Origin of the sequence: Rathayibacter sp. AY1D5 (assembly GCF_002932515.1) — a bacterium.
Classification (GTDB): Bacteria; Actinomycetota; Actinomycetes; order Actinomycetales; family Microbacteriaceae; genus Rathayibacter.
On the sequence record NZ_PSVU01000024.1, the window covers coordinates 14,414 to 30,452 of the forward strand.

Genomic DNA, 16,039 nt, shown 5'->3' on the forward strand with positions numbered 1-16,039 from the left:
GCCCATCCTCGACCGCGTCAGGAGCACCGTGGACAGCGTCGCCCCACCGCGTCCCGTCGTGGTGATCGGCGCGGGCCAGGCGGGTCTGTCCGTGGCCTACTACCTGCGCCGTCTCGGCCTCGTCCCCGGGCGCGACCTGATCGTCCTCGACCGCGGTCCGGAGCCCGGCGGGGCCTGGCAGTTCCGCTGGGAGGCCCTGCGGCTCGGCTCCGCGCACCGCGTGCACGATCTCCCGGGCATGGAGCGGATGGGGCTCTCGTTCCGCACGGCCGATCACCGGCGACCGGCACGGGACGTGGTCCGCGAGTACTACGGGCGCTACGAGGAGGAGCTCGGTCTCGAGATCCGCCGTCCGGAGTCGGTGCGGCGCGTCACGAGTGCGACGCCGCACGACACGGGGTCGCCGCTCGTCGTCGAGTCCGACCGCGCGGTCGAGCGCGCGAGTCTGCTCGTCAACGCGACCGGCACCTGGGGGTCGCCCTTCGTCCCGCACTACCCCGGGCGCGACCGCTTCCGCGGCGTGCAGATCGACCCGACCGAGTACGTCCGCGCCGAGGACTTCGCCGGGAAGCAGGTGCTCGTGGTCGGCGGCGGCACCTCGGCGATCGGCTTCCTGCTGGAGCTCGAGCGGGTGGCGCGCTCGCTGACGTGGGCGACGCGGCGACCGGTGGTCTACCACGACGGCGAGCAGCTGGCGATGGAGTCGGCGGTGGAGGCGGTGGCCGAGCAGGACCGCGCCGCCCGCGCCGGCCTGCCCCTCCCGAGCATCGTCGGCGGCACGGGCGTGCAGCGCACCCGCCGGGTGGTCGCCGGGATCGAGCGCGGGCTCCTGCACGAGCGGGGGATGTTCTCGTCGATCGAGGAGGAGGGCGTGCGCTGGCCGGACGGCTCCTTCACGCGCGCCGACGCGATCATCTGGGCGACGGGCTTCCGGCCGGAGCTGCGCCACCTCGCTCCGCTCGGGCTGCGCGAGCGCGAGGGCGGCATCGCGGTCGCCGACGGAGCCTCGCTGACGGATCCGCGCGTCTTCTTCGCCGGCTACGGCCCGACGGCCTCGACCATCGGGGCGAACCGCTCGGGCCGGCGCATCGCGCGCGCGGTCGTGGCGCGCCTGCCCTGAGCGCGCCTGCCCTGAGCCGGCCTGATCTGAGCCGGTCCGCCCTGAGCGGCGCGGCGCCTCAGATCCTGCCGTCCCAGTCCACCGGCACCACGGAGCCGCGGTAGCGGATCCCGTCCACGCGGATCGGCCCGGCGAGCGCGGGCGAGAGCGGCGCGACGACCAGGGTGTCGCCTCCGGGAGCGAGGCCCAGCGCCGCCGACAGCACGGCGACGGAGGCGGCCGCCGACCAGGCCTGCGGTCGGCAGGCCGCCGGGTACGGCACCGGCGCGTGCACCTCGGCGGCGGGGTCGCCCGAGTGCAGCTCGGGCATCCGGTAGCCGAAGCCCTCGGCCGCGGCGATCAGTCCGCGCGAGAGGGTCGTCGCCGCCGCCCCGAAGCCCTCCCGGGCGAGCCCGGTGACGGCGATCGCGGTGTCGTGGGCCCAGACCGAGCCGCCGTGGTACGACAGCGGCCAGTAGCCGCCCGAGCCGGTGTCCAGGGTGCGCAGGCCGAAGCCCGAGTCGAGCCCGGGGGAGACCAGCAGCTCGGCGACCCGGGCGGCGTGCTCGGGGGAGAGGATGCCGGTGCCGAGGAGGTGGCCGAGGTTGCTGGTGATCGTGTCGACCGGGCGCCCGGCCGCGTCGAGCGCGATCGCCGGGTAGCCGCCGTCGGCGTCGTCGATCCAGAACGCCTCCGCGAAGCGCGCCTTCAGCGTCGATGCCGCCTCGCGCCACTCCGAGCCGTCACGGCCGAGGTGCTCGAGCAGCGCCGCTCCGCCGACCATGGCCTCGTGGGCGTAGGCCTGCACCTCGCAGAGCGCGATCGGACCCTCCGCGAGCGTGCCGTCGCGCCACTGGATCGAGTCGCCCGAGTCCTTCCAGCCCTGGTTGGCGAGGCCGTGCCCCGTGGTGTCGACGTACTCGAGGAACCCGTCGCCGTCGGAGTCGCCGTCGTCGCGGAGCCAGCGCAGCGCCGCCTCCAGAGCGGGCAGCAGCTCCTCGACCTCGTCGTCCGGGAGCCCCCAGCGCCAGGCGTCGTGGAGGAGGCAGACCCAGAGCGCGGTGGCGTCGACCGTGCCGAAGTAGAGCGGGGGCAGCGAGACGCCCTCGCCGGGGATCTCGAGGGTCGTGGCGCGCAGCTCGTGCATGATCCTGCCCGGCTGCTCGGCGGTGTCCGCGACGTGGCGGGTGCCCTGCAGGCCGGCCAGGACGCGGAGGGTGGAGGCGGCGATCCCGGTCCCGAGGGGGAGGAGCATCCGCGCCGCCCAGATCGAGTCGCGGCCGAAGAGGGTGAAGAACCACGGCGCTCCCGCGGCGAGGAAGGGCTCGCCGGGGCGCTCCACGGTGACCATGCGCAGGGCGTCGAGGTCGTCGAGCGCGGCGCGGCACCAGGAGGCGAGGCGGGAGTCGCCGGTCTCGAGCGCGGTCCCCGCCCATTCGGCCGGTCCGGACGCGGCGGCGACCACGGCGGAGGCGTCCTCCGCGGCGACGCGCCACACGACCTCGACGCTCCCGCGGGCCGGGACCACGACGCTCCAGGTGAGCACCGTGCCCGAGATCGAGGCGCCGGGCGCGCGCAGCTCGGCGCGGACCGGGCCGTGGGTCCAGTCGAGGCCGCCGTCCACCGGAGCGGTCGCGAAGGAGGGCTCGTCGCGGAGCCCCGCCTTCACCACGTGCACGAGCGAGAAGTCGGGGTCGAGGGTCAGCTCGACGGTGGTCGCGACCTCGTCGGGGAGCGCCGACTCGAGGCGGATGCTCTCGCGGACGCCGCCGGCGGAGACCTCCCGCGAGCGGACCACGCGGATCCGCGGGTCCGCGGCGGCGTCGTCGAGATGGCGGGCGAGCGCGGTGAAGCGGGCGGAGGAGGCGCCGTCGCGGCCGGTCGCGATCGCCTCGAGCGCCGCGCCGCCCACGCGGAGCGAGGCGCCCGCGAGCACGCGCACGTCGCCGAGGTAGAGCCCGTGCACGGGGCGGGAGCCGACCTCGCCCGCCTCGTCCGACCACAGCTGCACGGGTGCGCGGAGCAGGACGAGGGAGTCGTGGAGGAGGGGCTGGCGGGGCGGGGTCTGTCGGTCGTCGCGCTCGGTCGTCATGGTCGACTCCTCACTGGATCGTCGGTGCTGGGGGCGTGCCGCCGATCGTCCTCCGCCGGCCCCGGGAGTGCCGGAGCGTGGCGGACGGTTGACAGCGGCGTCGTCGGAGGTAACCTTACCGAAGGATTTGATCGATCAAACCGGTGGATCCCGCCGGGTTGGAACGATCAAGAGCACGTCGAGGAGGACGCATGGCACTGCCGACCGTCGAGGACGTCGCCCGTGCCGCCGGCGTCTCGCGCCAGACCGTGTCGAACGTGCTCAACAGCCCGCACATCGTCCGCGACAGCACCCGCGAGCGCGTCGAGAAGGCGATCGGTGACCTCAACTACCGGCCGCACGCCTCGGCCCGCCGCCTCCGCACCCGCAAGTCCGGCACCATCGGCGTCCGGATGGACCGCGTGCTCGACGGCATCTCCGGCAGCCTGCTCGACCGCTTCCTCCACGCCGTCACCGAGCAGGCCGACGCGCGCGGCATGCGCATCCTCCTCTACACGGCGAAGAGCCCGGAGGAGGAGATCGAGCGGATCGGGCGCCTCCGCGACGGAGCCGACGTCGACGCCTTCGTGCTCACCTCCACCTTCTACGGCGACCCCCGGACCGCCTGGCTGATCGAGCAGGCCGTGCCCTTCGTCACCTTCGGCCGTCCCTGGGGCGTCGACGACCGCAACGACCCGCAGCACCTCTGGGTCGACGTCGACGGCGCCGCCGGGCTCGCCCAGGCCACGGCGCACCTCGCCGACAGCGGCTGCTCGCGCATCGGCTTCCTCGGCTGGCCGAGCGGATCCGCGACCGGCGACGACCGCCGCAGCGGCTGGGAGCGGGTGCACCGCGAGCGGTTCCGCGACGCGCCACTGCTCGCCGCCTCCTCCGAGGACGACGTCCAGCAGGCCCGGATCGCGGCCATCGAGTTCCTCCGCGCGACCCCGGAGCTCGACGGGCTGGTCTGCGTATCCGACTCGCTCGCGCTCGGCGCCTCGATGGCCGCCGTGGCCGTCGGTCGGCCCTCCCTCCCGATCGTCGGCTTCGACAACACTCCCGTCGCCGCGGCCGTCGGCCTGCCGAGCATCGAGCAGGACCTCGACGCGGTGGCCGCGGGCGCGCTCGAGCTCCTGCTGGGCGAGCGCGGCGACGACGTCGTCCACCGCTCGCTCGCTCCGGGCGAGGCCCACCGTCTGATCGAGCCCCACCTCGTGCTCCGCACACCCCTCCACCACCCCGCCGACTGAGGCGCCGTCACTCCGACCGGCGCCCCTCCCCACGAAAGGCCAGACCATGACCCCCACCCACCGCGCGGCACGCTGGGGTGCCGCGATCCTCGCCGGAGGCCTGCTGCTCCCGCTCGCCGCCTGCTCGAGCGGCTCCGACTCCGGTGACGCGGGCGGCGACTCCGCCCTCACCGTGATGATCGGCTCGTCCGGTGACGCCGAGACGACCGCCGTCACCGACGCCGTGAACGCCTGGGGCGAGCAGAACAGCACGACGGTCGACGTGGTCGCCGCCAGCGACCTGACGCAGCAGCTCGGCCAGGGCTTCTCCGGCGGCAACCCGCCCGATCTCTTCTACATGAGCTGGGACCAGTTCCAGACCTACGCGAGCAACCGCTACCTGGAGCCGTACGCCCAGGACGCCGGGAACGCCGGCGCCTTCTACCCGGCGCTGCGCGACGCGTTCAGCTACGACGACCGGTTCTACTGCGAGCCGAAGGACTTCTCCACGCTCGGCCTCGTGATCAACACGGACCTCTGGGCGGCGGCCGGCCTCACCGACGCGGACGTCCCCACCGACTGGGCCTCGCTCGAGGCGGCGGCGACGAAGCTGACCGCGAACGGAGTGACCGGGCTCTCCTTCGGCGCCGAGTACGCGCGCATCGGCACCTTCATGAACCAGGCCGGCGGATCGCTCCTCTCGGAGGACGGCACCACCGTCACCGCGGACACCCCCGAGAACGTCGCGGGCCTGACCGAGGTGAAGACGCTGCTCACCGACGGCGTGCTGAAGTTCCCGGCCGCGCTCGACTCCGGCTGGTCCGGCGAGGCGTTCGGCAAGGGCGCGGCGGCGATGGTCATCGAGGGCCCGTGGATCAACGGAGCGCTCGCGGCCGACTACCCCGACGTGAACTACCGCGTCGCCGAGCTCCCCGCCGGCCCCGGCGGGAAGTCGACCTTCACCTTCAGCAACTGCTGGGGCATCCCCGTCGGCAGCGCCACGGCCGAGAAGACGGAGTCGCTCGTGTCGGCCCTGACCTCGGACGAGCAGCAGCTCGCCTTCTCGGACGCCTTCGGAGTCATCCCCTCCACCGAGACCGGAGCCGCCGAGTACGCGACGAAGTACCCCGAGAACGCCGCCTTCGTCTCCGGCAACGACTACGCGGTGAGCCCCGTGGCCTTCGCCGGCGCGGCGACCGTCATCACCGACTTCAACTCGGCGCTCGAGGGCCTCGCGACCGGCGACCCGGAGTCGATCCTCGGCGACCTGCAGACCAACCTGCAGGACGCGCTCGACACCGCGAACGCGAAGTAGCCCGGCCGGGAGGCGGCGGACCCGACCGCCGCCTCCCCGTGCCCGACCGGCACGCCCCACCCCGCGCACGTGAGTCGAAGGAGACGCATCGATGAGCACCACCGCCGCCCCCCGGAGCCGCCGCTCCGGCATCCGCGGGCACGAGGCCCGCTACGGCTGGCTCTTCACCCTCCCGGCGATCGTCGTGATCGGCGTGTTCCTCGTCGTCCCGATCGGCCTCGCCCTCTGGGTCAGCGTGAGCAACTGGAACGGGCTCGGCTCGCCCCTCGGGCCGACCGCGCAGTTCGTCGGAGCCGACAACTACCGCGCGGTGCTCACCGACTCCGGCCTGGCGCAGAAGGACTTCGGCACCGCGATCCGCAACAACGTCTACTACGTGCTGCTCGTGGTGCCGCTGCAGACCGCGCTCGCGCTCTTCCTCGCCGTGCAGGTGAACCGGCGGATCCTGCGGGGCCGGGGCTTCTTCCGCACCGCCTTCTACTTCCCCTCCGTCACCTCCTCGATCGCGATCACCGTGATCTTCCTGTTCCTCTTCTCCGCCTCCGGCGTCGTCAACGCGGTGCTCGGCTGGTTCGGCGCCGACGGGCCGACCTGGATGGCCGACCCGACCGGCGTCCTGCACTCGCTCCTGGGCGCCGTCGGCGTCGACGGCTCCGGGCCGCTGGCCGCGGGCGCCCCGCTCGGCCTCACCTGGTGGGACTGGCTGTCCGGCCCGTCCGTCGCGATGTGCGTGCTGATCACGATGGCGATCTTCACCACCTCGGGCACGTTCATGCTGCTGTTCCTCGCGGCGCTGCAGAACATCGGCGCCGAGATCGACGAGGCGGCGCTCATGGACGGCGCCGGCCCGCTCCGGAAGTTCTTCTCGGTCACCCTGCCGATGCTCAAGCCCACGCTCTTCACCGTGCTGACCCTCGGACTGATCGGCACCTGGCAGGTGTTCGACCAGATCTACCTCACCGGAGGAGGGGCGCCGGGCAAGACGCTGCTCACGCCGGCGTACCTCGCCTACGAGTCCTCGTTCACGGACCTCCGCTGGGGTCAGGGCGCCGCGATCGCCTTCATCCTCTTCTTCATCATCGTCGTGCTGACGCTCCTGCAGCGGGCGCTCCTCCGCGAGAAGGGGGAGCCGCGCCGGCGCCCCCGCCGCGCCGCCCGCGCCGACGCCGCGACGACCCTCACCGCGGGAGGCATCCGATGAGCGCGCTGACCGAGCCCGGCACCCGCGCCCCCGAGAGCCCCGAGCCCGCCGCGCCGGTCCCGCACCGCCGCATCCGCCTCGGCGCCCGCGGCCGCGCGTCGCTGATCGGCGGCTACCTGCTGCTGATCGCGCTGGCGCTGGTGTACATCTACCCGTTCCTGATCTCGGTCGCCTCGTCGTTCAAGTCGGACGCCGACGCCACCGCGAACCCGCTGTCGCTGCTGCCCGCGACCTGGTCGTTCGCCTCCTACGAGCGTCTGTTCACCGACGTGCCGCTGCCGCTGTGGACGCTCAACTCGGTGATCGTCACCGTGTTCGTCACGGTCGGCCGGGTCTTCTTCGACTCGCTGGCCGGCTACGCGCTGTCGCGGCTGCGCTTCCGCGGACGGGGCCTGCTGTTCGCGCTGTTCATCGGAGTGATGAGCGTGCCCGCGGTGGTGCTGCTGATCCCGCGGTTCCTGATCCTCAAGCAGCTCGGCCTCTACGACAGCTACGCGGGGATGATCGTCCCGCTGATCGTGGACGCGGCGGGGATCTTCATCATGAAGCAGTTCTTCGACTCGATCCCGCTCTCCATCGAGGAGGCCGCGCGGATCGACGGGGCCGGGGTGTTCCGGACCTTCCGCTCGATCGTGGTGCCGATGGCGCGTCCGGCGATCGTGACGCTGTTCATCCTGTCGTTCCAGGGCTCGTGGAACGAGTTCTCGCACTTCGTGGTGTCTCGGCAGTCGCCGGAGCTCAACACGCTGACGACCGGAGTCGCGTCGCTCGTGTCGGGGCAGCTGGGCACCGGCAACCAGTACCCGCTGCAGCTCGCGGCCGCGGTGCTGATGTCGATCCCGGTGGCCGTCCTGTTCTTCGTCTTCCAGCGGCGGATCATGAACACGACCGAGGGCGCGGAGAAGGGCTGACGCGGGGGCTCCGGCTCCTGCTGAGCGAGCATCGCGCGTGGGTGACCGGTTCCTGCTGATCGAGCAGCGCACAGGGCGCGTATCGAGATCCGTGTCCGTGCGACGGGCCTCGATACGCCCCTGCGGGGCTGCTCGACCAGCATGCGGGAGTGCCGCCGCTACTTCGCGAGGAACTCCAGGACGACGCGGTTCCACTCCTCCGGGTGGCTCACGGTCACTCCGTGCGGGGCGCCGTGGACGACGTGCAGCTCGGAGCCGGGGATCGCCGCGTGGGTGCGGGCGCCGGAGCCCTCGAACGGAACCGTGCCGTCGCCGTCGCCGTGGATGACGAGCGCGGGCACCGACACGTTGGGCAGGTCCTCGCGGAAGTCGGTGGTCGCGAACGCCGTCATGCAGGCGAGGGCCGCGTGCTTGGCCGACTGCTTCGCCAGAGCGATCGCCTCCTGGCGCTGCTCCTCCGTCACCTTCAGCACGCCGTCGACCGAGAAGAAGTCGGTGGTGAACTGGTCGTAGAAGTCGTCCTCGCTCTTCGTGAGGCCCGCGGTCATCTGCGCGGCCTGCGCCTTCTCGAGCGGGCCGTCCGGGTTGTCGTCCGTCTTCATCAGGTACGGCGGGACGGCCGAGGCGAAGACGACGCTGTGCAGGCGATCGGCGCCGTACTTCGTGAAGTAGCGGGCGACCTCGCCGCCGCCCATCGAGAAGCCGACCAGGGTGACGTCCTGCAGGTCGAGCTCGGTGAGGAGGGTGTGCAGGTCCTCGGTGAGCGTGTCGTAGCTGTAGCCGGTGAGCGGCTTGTCGCTGCGCCCGAAGCCGCGGCGGTCGTAGGTGACGACGCGGTAGCCGGCCTCGGCGAACGCAGGGACCTGCTCCTTCCACGACTCGCCCGAGAGGGGCCAGCCGTGGATGAGGACCACGGGGCGGCCCGATCCGCCGGTGTCGTCGACGTGCAGGTCCGTGTCCTTGAAGAGTCCGTGGTGGGCGGTGATCTCGGCCATGGCGAGTGCTCCTTCCGGCGCCGACGATCGGCGTCACTCGATGTTCGAGGACGTCCCTGCGAGTGGATGGCCGGGGCGGGGAGGGTTGACAGCTCCCGTCAGTCCGCGACGACGGCCGCGGCGAGGCCCCGCAGCGCGGTGTGCAGCCCGGGGCTCATGGGCAGCCCGGCGTCGAGCACGGCGTTCGCGGCGGCGACCAGCAGCGGTGCCGCGGGGGAGGAGACCACGGTGAGGCCGACGGGCGGATCCGTGTCGCCCGAGGGCCGCACGACCAGGACGAGCCGGGAGCTGGGAGCGCTCGTGCTGATCGTCGCTCCCGATCGGGCGGGCAGCACCGCGAGGGTGCCGCGGCCGACGAACTCGCGCTCCTCCCGACTGGCGACGGTGAACGCGCCCTCGAGCGGGAGCAGGAGCACCACCGACCCCGGGTCGGCGCGGGGGCTCGGGCGGAAGTCGATCGTGCCGGCCGTGTGCCAGATCCGCCGGAGGAGCACGCCCTCGGCGGCCGCCTCCTGCCCGGTGACGGCGAACGCGGGGTCGGGCCCGGCCTCGGCGTGGCGGGCCCGCAGCCAGTGCCGGGCGGAGTCGCCGCGGAGGGGCATCGGGCGGATCAGCGGATCGGACACGGCGGCTCCCGAGGAACGCGGACCTGAATCGGCCGAGACAGTGAGGAACCATCATCCTAGGAGCGGCGGGAGGCGTGGTCTCCGGAGTGGCGCGTCCTCACATGCCGATGCCGCCCCGGCCGCGCTGAGCGCGACGCCGGAGCGGCATCCGAAGGGTGGTGCGGACTACTGGAATCCGCCGCCACGGTCCTCCGGGTCCTCGATCGGGTCGGAGTCGGGCGTGTCGATCGAGTAGGTCACGTGGACCGCCTCGCCGACCTCCTTGGCGGAGACGGCGTTGTAGACGAGGTGCGTCTCCTGGCCGTCGACGGCGGCGTAGACGTCGACCTCCTTCTCGTAGCCCCCCTCGGTGCTGACGCGGTTCTCGGTCTGGCCGTCGAACGGCCCGCCCTGGAAGAAGGCGAGGTAGCTCTCGCCCTCGGCGAGTGCGCGGATGTCGTTGCTCATGCCCCCAGGTCTACCACTCGGCGCCTCCCCGCCGCTCGGCCTTGCGCTCGGCGGGCGGAGGAGGGCCGGGAGCGGCGGCGGCCGTGCCGCGAGGTGGCACTGCTCGACGGGATCTCTCCGCACGCGCCGTCAGGGCACGAGCCGCTGCGTGATCGAGGCCGTCGGCCCGCTCAGCGCGATCTCGGCGAGCGCGCCGTTGACCAGGGGCATCTGCGGCGGCTGGTGCCCGGTGTCGACGTCGAGGATCACCGGCACGCCGAGATCGCCGAGAGCGCGCCGCACCGCGTCCTCCTGGCTCAGCTCGGGCAGGGACGCGCCCTCGGTCCGGCCGATCAGGACGCCGGTCGCCTGCTCGAACCACCCCGCGAGGCGGAGGGAGGTGAGCATCCGGAGCACCGAGACGGAGTCGGACCCGGCCGCCTCCAGGTAGACGACGGTGCCCTCCGGCGCGTGCCGGCGAGCGAAGCCCGGAACGTCGCCGTAGGGCGTGCCCGCGAGCAGGGACACCGTCTCGAGGCATCCGCCGATCAAGCGGCCGGACATCGCCGCGTCCGCTGACCCGTCGAGCGAGCGCCAGCGGGTCGGCTCCTCGTAGGCCCGATCGCGGTCGAGCGGCTCGTCCGCCCACGCACCCCACGGACGGCTCCGGCGTCGCGGCGCGGCGTGCTGCGTGAACGCGGCTCCGGGCTCGAGGCCGGCGACCTCCGTCCAGCGGTGGAACCCGACCGGCAGCTCCCACGGCTCGTCCATCAGATTGGCGCCGTGGATCGTCGCGAGCCCGGTCGTCGTCGTCAGGGGCAGGAGCAGCGTCGAGACGTCCGACCAGCCGACGAACCAGGGCCGGGCCTCCGCGAGGGCGTGCCAGTCGAGCCTCTCCAGCAGCTCGACGGCGAGCTCGCCGCCCCATGGAGGAAGGACCGCGTCCCCGCTCCGGAAGGCGTCGTGCAGGTCGGCCGCCCGATCCGCGGCGGACGCCGGAGCGAGTCCGCCGAGGAGGGCGTGCGGCCGGACCCGGACGTCGTATCCCGCCGAGCCGAGTCGGCGCGCAGCGTCCTGCAGCCGGTCGTGCAGGTGCGCGGGGACTCCCATCGAGGGCGCGGGCACCTCCACCCGGCCTCCGACGCGAAGGGGCGCGGGGTACGTGATGCTCGCCATCCGACGACGCTAACGCGCCTCGCGGTGACGGGCCGCGGATGCACCGCGGCGTGAGGGCCTACGCGCCCTTCCCGCCCGGTTTCGCCAGCCGACCGCCGAGCGCGATCGCGAGGAGGGTCAGCGCGAGTGCCGAGCCGCCCACCCACCCACTCGCGCGCAGCGCCGCCCGCCGGGAAGAAAGATGGGGACGGGAGGCGCATCGGAACGTGACGTCGCGGTCTCGCCCAGGCGTCTCGGCTCCGCTGCTGCCGGCGGAAATCAGCGCCACGCGGCGCCCCTCAGCTCGTGAGGCGGCCGATCTCGTCCTCGGAGAGGAGGCGGTCGGAGGAGAGCACGATGCGAGCCGCGGGGTCGGGGCTGTGCGCGTCGGGCCCCGCCCACCTCCGTTCGAGACCGAGTCGAGCGACCGTGCGGTGCGATCGCTCGTTCCGTTCCGCGACGACCGCGGTCACGGGGAGCTCGGGTCGGAGCCGCCGCGCCCGCGCGATGCCTGCGGAGGCGACCTCCTGGGCGTACCCCCCTGCCCCAGTGGTCCGGATGGACGGTGAACGCGACGTTCCAGGCCGTGTCGGCGAGGAGGGTGCATCCGCCGATCCCGATCGCGCCGTCCGCGCCGCCCTCGGGACCCCGCAGCCGGACGACCCAGCTGCTGAGGTCGTCCCGTGCCCACTGCGCCGTCCGGCGGGCGAGCACCGCCCGGTCTGCTCGACGGAGCCGTGTCGGAGGAGGGGGTCGCCCGCCGCGATCCGCTCGTCGGAGTACAGCCGCCACAGCTCGTCCAGATCGCCCTCGGCGGGACGGAACAGCCGGAGCCGCTCGGTCGTCTCGTCGGGGCGGTCACCGGCTCCGATGCTGCTGCCGCTCGCTCGGGGAGGGACTCGGGACCATCGGGGCGGTCGCCGAGGAGTGAGGCGAGCGCGGTGACCACGCCAGGACGTCCACCCGTTCAGCTCGTGATCAGGCCGGTGAGGCGGTCGGCGGCGGCTCCGACGGTCGAGACCGCGCTGACCGTGACGAGGCAGGCGACGCCCCAGAACCAGGTGCGGCCGGGTGCCCCGGCGCTGCGCCGCTCGAAGGCGAGCCACCAGGCGCCGACCACCGAGACGCACGCCGCGACCACCGAGCCGAGCGCCATGCGGACGTACTCCTCCGGTCCGGGGGAGGACCAGGCCGTGGTCGCGAGGACGATGAGCAGCGGGACCACGATCATGCCCAGCGCGCCGAGCAGCACCGCGTGGAGGTGACCGCGGGGAGGGGCCCCGGCCGTCGTCGTCGCGGTCCGCGTCCGTGTCGTGTCCATGCCGCGTCCCCCGTCGCCGCGGCCCGGTCCGCGCTGCCCCGACGCTATCCGCTCGCCGTCCCGCCGTCCCGCCGTCACCCCGCACCTCGAAGCGGGCCGCGTGCCAGGGTGGCGTCAGCACCACGCCGCCCGCGCCGCCCCGGCCGAACGCCGAGAACGTAGGATGTCCGGGATGACGATCGGACGCCGCCTCTTCCTCTCGGGAGCCGCCACGGGAGTCGGGCTCCTGGCCCTCGCGGGCTGCACGCCGTCGCGTCCGACGCCGACCCGCTCCGTCACGAAGGCCCCCGTGCCCACGCCGAGCACCACTGCCGTCCCCGCGCCGGCCGCCTTCGTGCGCTCCGCCTGGGCCGAGGATCCGTACGCGCTCGGCTCCGTCTCGTACCTGCCCGTCGGCGCGACGCCGCAGCACCGCACCGACCTGGGCACCGCGGTCCTCGACCGCGTCTTCCTCGCGGGCGAGGCCACCGACACGGAGGCGCCCGGCACGCTCCAGGGCGCCTGGAGCTCCGGGGTCCGCGCGGCCGCCGAGATCAGCGCCGTCGCCGACGAGGGCGAGCGGATCGCGATCGTCGGGGCCGGCCTCGCCGGAGCGGTCGCCGCGCGGCGCCTGGCCGACGCGGGCTTCGACGTCACCGTGGTCGAGGCGCGCGAGCGCACCGGCGGCCGCATCGCCACCGCGACTCCGGACGGCTGGCCGATCGCCGTCGAGACCGGAGCCTGGGCGCTCACCGGCGCGGGAGCCGCCCTGCGCGAGAGCATCGCGGACGCGGGCGTCGTCACGACCGCGGTCGACCTCGCCGACGTCCGCTCGAGCGACGCCGACGGCGCGGCTCTCGACACCGGCACCACGGGTGCCGACGCCCTGACCCGTGCTCTCGAGTGGGGAGCGGAGCAGCCGGAGGACCTGGCGCTCGCCGAGTCGTTCGCCGGCTCCGGAGCGCCCGATCCCGCCGAGGCCGAGCCGGGCTCCGGCGACGGCGACGCCGCCCGCGTGGCGGCGCACCTCGCCGGGACGACCGCGCTGCGCACCGGCGCCGCTCCCGAGGAGCTCTCCTCCTGGTACGGACTGGGCGACGCCTCCGCCGCCACGACCGCGGAGGAGCTGAGCGACGACTCCGGCGACGCGCTGCTGACCGACGGGCTCGCGCCTCTGGTCGACACGCTGCTCGCCGACGTCGAGGTCTCGCTGCGCGCCGTGGTGAGCGGCATCGGCTACACGGACACCGGCGTCAGCATCCGCCTGGGCACCGGCGAGTCGTTCACAGCCGACCGGGTGCTGGTCACCGTGCCGATCGGGGTGCTCCAGACCGACGCGATCGCCTTCGACCCGCCGCTCCCGTTCGCGCAGCGCGCGGCCGTCGCGGCCCTCGGCTCCGGCGTCGTCGAGACGCTGTGGCTGCGCTTCGACGAGGCGTTCTGGGAGGCCGACGCCCCCGCGCGCTGGTCGCTCGTCGGCTCCGAGGCGGGCATCACCGAGTGGCTCAATCTTCAGCCGTCGACCGGCGAGGCGGTGCTCGTCGGGCTGGTCGGAGCGGATCAGGCCCTCTCGCTGCAGGATCTCAGCGACGACGAGCTGGTCACCCTCGCGCAGACGGCGCTCGAGCCGTTCGCCGTCGTCCCCGGCTGACGAGCTCGCGGAGCCGCGCCAGCGGCCCCCTCCACTCCGACGCGTGCGCCGCCCCGAGCGGCCGCACCCGGCTGAGCGCGAGGACGAACGCGGCGATGCCGGAGATCAGGCTCAGCACGATCACGTCGTAGAGCACGAACATCACGGGTCCGTCGACCTGGCCGGGGTCGAGGAAGAAGTACGGGTACCAGCCGATGAGGGCCCCGCGGACCAGGGTGATGACGCCCCAGACGATCGGGAAGCCGAGCACGGTCAGCGCCCCGCGCCAGGCGACCGGGCGGCGGCCGGGTCCGAGGATCCAGTCGAGGATCGCGAGCGTCGGGATCACGAAGTGCAGGAGCGCGCTCGACCAGGGCACGTCGACCCGCACGCCGCGGTTGTTGGCCTCGACCGCGATCAGCCCGAAGACGATCCCCGACACGACAATGTAGGTGAGCACGAGCGCCCGCACGGTGCTGAGCCAGCGCGGCTCCCGCTCGCGCGCGAGGGCGACCAGGCCGGACAGGCCGAGCACCACGACCCCGGCCATGTTCGACTGCGTCGTGAAGTAGGCGAAGAAGTTGTCGATCTGGAACGCGCGGAAGCCCAGCGTGTAGAAGAAGTCGCCGACGAGTCCGACCGCGCCCAGCCCGGCGAGGGCCAGGCGGAGGATCGCGAACGCCTTCCGCACACCCGCTCCGATCCGTCGCCGCTGGGCCCGGAGGGCCGGACTTCCGGACGATTCTACGGTCGCCGCGCTCGGAGCTCCCCGAGCGCGCGGCTCCGCCGGACGGGGGAGGCGGGCCCCGCGGAGGCGATCTAGCGTGGAGGGATGGCGCGCGCACAGGACGGGAAGGGTTCGGGTCGGATGTCGTCGGAGGAGGCGTCCCGGCGCTGGAACGCGGTCACGGGTCCGCTGTTCCTCGCGGCGGGAGCGGTCTTCGCGGTCCTCGGGAATCCGGTCTGGCCGGTGTTCCTCGTCCTGGGGATCACGTTCCTCGGGCTGACCGCCGGCCCCGGGAGACCGACGAGCCGGAGCGGAGCGCAGGAGCCGGACCGCGATCGGTGACCCGCGCTTCGCGACGCGGACACTCGCCGGTCGCGTTGCCGGGATAGCGTGCGTGTCATGCCCTTCACGCCGAGCCACGCCGTCGTCGCGCTCGCGTTCTCGAACGGCCGGATCCCCGCCGCGGCCGTGGCCATCGGCGCGATGGTCCCGGACATCGGCATGTACCTCCCGATCGCCGTCGCCCGCGAGTCCACCCACTCCCTCCTCGGCGTCGTCACCGTCGACCTGCTGCTCGGGATGCTCGGCCTCGCGCTGTGGAGCGCGGTCGTCGCTCCGGCCTGGCGCGACCTCGCGCCCGCGCTGGTCCGCTCGCGCCTGCGTCCCCGGCGCACGCCGCCCCGCGGGGCCGCCGCGTGGATCCGCGTGCTCGTCTTCGCGGCCGCCGGCATCGCGATCGGAGCCGCCAGCCACGTGATGTGGGACGGCTTCACTCACCGGGGCGGCCTCTTCGTCTCGGCGATCCCGCTGCTGCAGAAGGAGCTCGGGCCCTTCCCCGGCTTCCGATGGGCGCAGTACGCGAGCGGTGTGCTCGGGCTGCTCGGGCTCGGGATCGGCGCGGTGGTCTGGTACGTCGGTCGCCGTCCCCGGAAGCTCCGCTCCGACGGCCGGCAGCCGGTGCGCATCGCGGCCGCGGCCGTGGTGCTCGCGGCCGCGGTGGTGCCCGCCGGGATCGTGCTGGCGGGTACGGGCATCGATCCGCTCGACGCCGCCTACCGGGCCCACGTGGTGCGGGCGGCGATCCTGCTCGTGGGCGGCGGCGCGGCGGCCGCGGTCGCCGTCGCGGCGGTCTGGTGGCTCACCGGCCGACGGGTGCGCGGGGCCGTCGTCTGAGACGACGGAGGACGAGCCTGTCGTCTCAAGGGAGCACGGGCATCCGTCGCGAGGAGGATGCGCCGGTGCATAGCCCACCGATAGCGTCGGACACGGCCCGTTGGGGCGGGCCGCCTTCGGGGGAAGGCACTAAGGGGAAATCGGGGGCTCGCGGCACACGCCGCGGGCCCTCTACCCGTTT

Annotated in this window: 15 protein-coding genes; 8 read left to right on the plus strand and 7 right to left on the minus strand. The window is 73.8% G+C overall.

Annotated features, from left to right (window positions below; genetic code table 11):
* Positions 1–28 precede the first annotated feature (28 nt).
* Positions 29–1,120 carry an FAD-dependent oxidoreductase gene (locus C5C82_RS09050; RefSeq protein WP_104226818.1) on the plus strand — a complete coding sequence of 364 codons (1,092 nt, stop codon included), beginning with the start codon at positions 29–31 and terminating at the stop codon, positions 1,118–1,120.
* A gap of 58 nt (positions 1,121–1,178) precedes the next feature.
* Here C5C82_RS09050 and C5C82_RS09055 read toward each other — a convergent pair whose 3' ends face one another.
* Positions 1,179–3,191: a glycogen debranching N-terminal domain-containing protein gene (locus C5C82_RS09055; RefSeq protein WP_104354931.1), complete on the minus strand. Its 2,013-nt coding sequence runs from the start codon at positions 3,189–3,191 to the stop codon at positions 1,179–1,181.
* Positions 3,192–3,382: 191 nt separating this feature from the next.
* Between C5C82_RS09055 and C5C82_RS09060 the strand changes: the two genes are divergently transcribed.
* The 4 genes from C5C82_RS09060 to C5C82_RS09075 all read left to right on the plus strand — a co-directional run bounded on the left by C5C82_RS09060 (position 3,383) and on the right by C5C82_RS09075 (position 7,826).
* On the plus strand, positions 3,383–4,420 hold the full coding sequence (locus C5C82_RS09060) for a LacI family DNA-binding transcriptional regulator (protein ID WP_104353583.1): 1,038 nt from the start codon (positions 3,383–3,385) through the stop codon (positions 4,418–4,420).
* Between the two features lie 46 nt (positions 4,421–4,466).
* Positions 4,467–5,714: an extracellular solute-binding protein gene (locus tag C5C82_RS09065; RefSeq protein ID WP_104354932.1), complete on the plus strand. Its 1,248-nt coding sequence runs from the start codon at positions 4,467–4,469 to the stop codon at positions 5,712–5,714.
* Between the two features lie 91 nt (positions 5,715–5,805).
* The gene (locus C5C82_RS09070; RefSeq protein ID WP_104354933.1) at positions 5,806–6,915 is read left to right on the plus strand and encodes a carbohydrate ABC transporter permease; all 1,110 of its coding nucleotides are present in this window, start codon (positions 5,806–5,808) and stop codon (positions 6,913–6,915) included.
* Complete coding sequence (locus tag C5C82_RS09075) at positions 6,912–7,826, plus strand: carbohydrate ABC transporter permease (protein WP_104354934.1); 915 nt, start codon at positions 6,912–6,914, stop codon at positions 7,824–7,826. Before C5C82_RS09070 ends, C5C82_RS09075 begins: the two co-directional genes overlap by 4 nt.
* Positions 7,827–7,984: 158 nt before the next feature.
* Here the strand turns inward: C5C82_RS09075 and C5C82_RS09080 are convergent, their stop codons facing one another.
* From C5C82_RS09080 to C5C82_RS09100, 5 genes are all read right to left on the minus strand, one after another.
* The gene (locus C5C82_RS09080; RefSeq protein WP_104223760.1) at positions 7,985–8,821 is read right to left on the minus strand and encodes an alpha/beta fold hydrolase; all 837 of its coding nucleotides are present in this window, start codon (positions 8,819–8,821) and stop codon (positions 7,985–7,987) included.
* Positions 8,822–8,919: 98 nt separating this feature from the next.
* Positions 8,920–9,447 (minus strand): hypothetical protein, encoded by a 528-nt coding sequence (locus tag C5C82_RS09085; protein WP_104354935.1) that lies wholly within the window; start codon positions 9,445–9,447, stop codon positions 8,920–8,922.
* A gap of 165 nt (positions 9,448–9,612) precedes the next feature.
* A complete protein-coding gene (locus C5C82_RS09090) occupies positions 9,613–9,894 on the minus strand; it encodes an oligoribonuclease (protein ID WP_104223758.1) in 282 nt (93 codons plus the stop codon).
* 129 nt (positions 9,895–10,023) lie between these two features.
* Positions 10,024–11,049: a S66 peptidase family protein gene (locus C5C82_RS09095; RefSeq protein WP_104354936.1), complete on the minus strand. Its 1,026-nt coding sequence runs from the start codon at positions 11,047–11,049 to the stop codon at positions 10,024–10,026.
* Positions 11,050–11,995: 946 nt separating this feature from the next.
* Positions 11,996–12,349 (minus strand): hypothetical protein, encoded by a 354-nt coding sequence (locus tag C5C82_RS09100; protein ID WP_104354937.1) that lies wholly within the window; start codon positions 12,347–12,349, stop codon positions 11,996–11,998.
* Here C5C82_RS09100 and C5C82_RS09105 point away from each other — a divergent pair.
* Positions 12,348–13,979, plus strand: coding sequence for an NAD(P)/FAD-dependent oxidoreductase (locus C5C82_RS09105; RefSeq protein WP_104354938.1), 1,632 nt, complete (start codon positions 12,348–12,350; stop codon positions 13,977–13,979). The genes C5C82_RS09100 and C5C82_RS09105 overlap by 2 nt on opposite strands.
* Here C5C82_RS09105 and C5C82_RS09110 read toward each other — a convergent pair.
* Positions 13,930–14,649 (minus strand): Pr6Pr family membrane protein, encoded by a 720-nt coding sequence (locus C5C82_RS09110; protein WP_104354939.1) that lies wholly within the window; start codon positions 14,647–14,649, stop codon positions 13,930–13,932. The two genes, C5C82_RS09105 and C5C82_RS09110, sit on opposite strands and share 50 nt — an antisense overlap.
* Before the next feature lie 141 nt (positions 14,650–14,790).
* Between C5C82_RS09110 and C5C82_RS09115 the strand changes: the two genes are divergently transcribed.
* Complete coding sequence (locus C5C82_RS09115; RefSeq protein ID WP_146076574.1) at positions 14,791–15,027, plus strand: hypothetical protein; 237 nt, start codon at positions 14,791–14,793, stop codon at positions 15,025–15,027.
* Positions 15,028–15,084: 57 nt separating this feature from the next.
* Positions 15,085–15,858, plus strand: a complete 774-nt coding sequence (locus C5C82_RS09120) for a DUF4184 family protein (RefSeq protein ID WP_104354940.1) — start codon at positions 15,085–15,087, stop codon at positions 15,856–15,858.
* Positions 15,859–16,039 lie beyond the last annotated feature (181 nt).